Source organism: Enterobacillus tribolii, assembly GCF_003363015.1.
In the GTDB taxonomy this organism is placed as follows: Bacteria; Pseudomonadota; Gammaproteobacteria; order Enterobacterales; family Enterobacteriaceae; genus Enterobacillus; species Enterobacillus tribolii.
In genome coordinates this window covers 1-2,665 of the sequence record NZ_QRAP01000034.1, presented here as the reverse complement: position 1 = coordinate 2,665, position 2,665 = coordinate 1, and the positions used below count along the sequence as shown (strand labels likewise).

Genomic DNA, 2,665 nt, shown 5'->3' with positions numbered 1-2,665 from the left:
TCTGCGTCCACGCCCGATTCACGCAATGCCCGGCGGACCACCCAGCTCTGCATTTTAGGATTGGGTACGGTATACCCATTAACCTTGCCGCCATGGTTCAGCGCGCTGCCCTTGATCACGCCGTAAATATGGTCGCCGTCCGCCACCGCCTGCTGCAACGGCTTAAGCACCACCGCGCCGACCCCTTCGGCAGGAATATAGCCGTCGCCGCCTTCGCCAAAGCTTTTGCAGCGTCCGTGCGTCGATCCCGCCTGAATCTGCGACAGCAGCAGGTATTTATTCGGGTGTACGGAGACGTTCACGCCACCGGCCAGCGCCACGGAACATTCGCCACGGCGCAGGCTGTGGCAGGCCAGATGGATTGCGGTCAGCGAAGAGGAACACATGGTATCCACGGCCAGGCTTGGCCCCTGGAAATTGCAGAAGTAGGAAACGCGGTTCGCGACAGACGCCGCGCTGCCGGACAGCAACACCGGGCGTCCCTGTGTTTGCGCCTGCGCGCCGTAAAGCTGGTACTCTTCATACATCACGCCGGCAAAGACGCCGGTCATTCCGTTCTCCGCGCTCAGCCGTTGCCGGGTATAACCGGCATCTTCAATCGCATGCCAGGCACACTGTAAAAACAGGCGTTCCTGCGGATCGATATACTCCGCCTCGCGCGGTGAAATATTAAAAAACTGCGGGTCAAATTCATCCACGCCATCAATGAAGCCTCCCCAGGTGCTGAAACCAGCCAGTTCAATCTCACTGAGTTGCGGAAAATAACGCCGCCACTCCCAGCGCTCGGGCGGAATGGGCGTAATGCAGTCAACGCCGTTAAGCAGGTTACGCCAGAATTGATTCAGGTCAGTTGCGCCGGGATAGCGCCCGCTGATTCCGATAATCGCGATATCCAGCGATTGCGGGGCATTGCGGGCTGCGCCGCCGTTGCCCGTTGACGGCCACCCGCGTTGGCCGCGACGGCGTTTTTTCCCGTTCGGCGCAGCGCGCTCTTCCTGCGGCGCGTCCAGCAAGCGTGAAAGCGTCTGCCCATGATGGGCGATAAAGTAGCCTGCCAGTTCGTCGATGCTCTGATGCTCAAAAAACAGCGTGACGGGCAAAGGCCCGAAGAGGGCTTCCAGCTCACGGGTCAGCGTCAGCGCCATCAACGAGTCGATGCCGTATTTTTCCAGCGCCGCATGCGCATCAATTCTGGACTCTTCCACGTTGATCGTCTGGGCCAGGCGTTGCGTGAGATATTGCGCGACGCGCTGCCTGATGCATTCATCGCCCGCCGTCTCCTGCTGTGCAACATTACCGGCGCTCCCGGGCGCTATCGCCTGCGGCTGTTCCGCTACGTCCTGCTCCTGCAGAGGTGCCTGTATTTTCTGGCTTGCGCGTTCCATGAATCTGTCCTTATTTCTTAGTTCTCTTGAACGGGAAAAGTATCCAGCCCGGCTCCGGGCTTAACGGGGCGCATCGCCAGCCCCAGTAGTTGCATTACCGCCCTGCCTTCATCATCAACCAGGGTGATGTCCCACTCAGGGGTGGAGGCGCCATGCGCCGTACCTTTTTGCACGATGACCTGCGGCCGCTCAGGCAATGCCGACCAGCTCCGCGCCTCGCGTAAAGCGAACGGAAGCGCGATCTCGCCCTCCCGCGCGGTACCGGCGATGGCCTGTAACGCACCGTCCAGCAGCGCCGGCGACCACTGGCAGCCATCGCGGCGATCAACCGACGCCAGCGAAGCAAGGGCGATGCCTTCTCCGCCATGCAGCGTCTGCACCGTCCGCATCGTTGCCCCATAGTTCAGCCCCAGGCGGGCAAACTGGTCATATAACTGCGCGCCCTCTGCCATCTCCGTACAGCGTGCCGCCACGGGCGCCGTATCGAATACCGGCCGCTCGCTGTCCACCGCCTGCACCGCCAGGCCCCGGCTGTAAACCACCTCCCCGCCGTCTTCATCGCCGTAAATCTCCCAGCTCATCGCGCCATCGTCTTCAGGCGTCAGTTCAATACAGACTTTCTGCCATTCGGCGACCGCCAGTTGGCGCAGCCAAACCACTTTTTTCAGGCAGATATCCGCGCTGTCCGGTTCACCACCCAGCGCCAGGCTGACCGCCGCCCGCGCCCACTCCAGCTGAGCAACACCCGGCAGCACCGCGCGTTCCATAACCTGGTGATCGCGCAGGAACCACTCCTGCCCGGTCAGCAACGTGTCATAGCAAAAGGCGTGAATGTCGGAGATATTGCGGTGAACCAGAGGATGCAGAGAGGCCCCCGCCCCTGCTGCCAGAGTGGTGTTTTCCGGGAACCAGTAACGTTCGCGGGCAAACGGATAAGTTGGTAAACGCAGGCGGTTGGGCTGCCGCCCTGCATAAAGTTTTGGCCAGTCGATTTCAAAGCCTTCAACCCAGAGTTGCGCCAGCGTCTGCGGCAACGCATCTCCGGCAGCGGGATTTTCCGTTGGCGCCGACGTCACTTCGCCGCGCCAGATCCCCGTCGTCAACGTCCCGTCACACACGCCGCGCAACTGTGTCACCAGCGCTTCCTGCGACTCCGCCGTCAGCGCCAGACGATGCTCCATCGCGTCACGCCCTACCTGCAGCGTATACGCCAGATCCGTCAGGTTCACCGCCTGTTGCGACAGGTGCGCTGACAGCTGTTCCGCACGCCGCATCAGCGC

At 61.6% G+C, this 2,665-nt stretch carries 2 protein-coding genes; both read right to left on the bottom strand.

Annotation, left to right across the window (positions count from 1 at the left end; all coding sequences use genetic code 11):
- Positions 1 to 1,385 (bottom strand): type I polyketide synthase (locus C8D90_RS21890; protein WP_230473086.1); only part of this gene is annotated, 1,385 nt, incomplete at its 3' end.
- Between the two features lie 17 nt (positions 1,386 to 1,402).
- A partial coding sequence (locus C8D90_RS21885) for a polyketide synthase dehydratase domain-containing protein (protein ID WP_196238535.1) occupies positions 1,403 to 2,665 on the bottom strand: 1,263 nt, incomplete at its 5' end.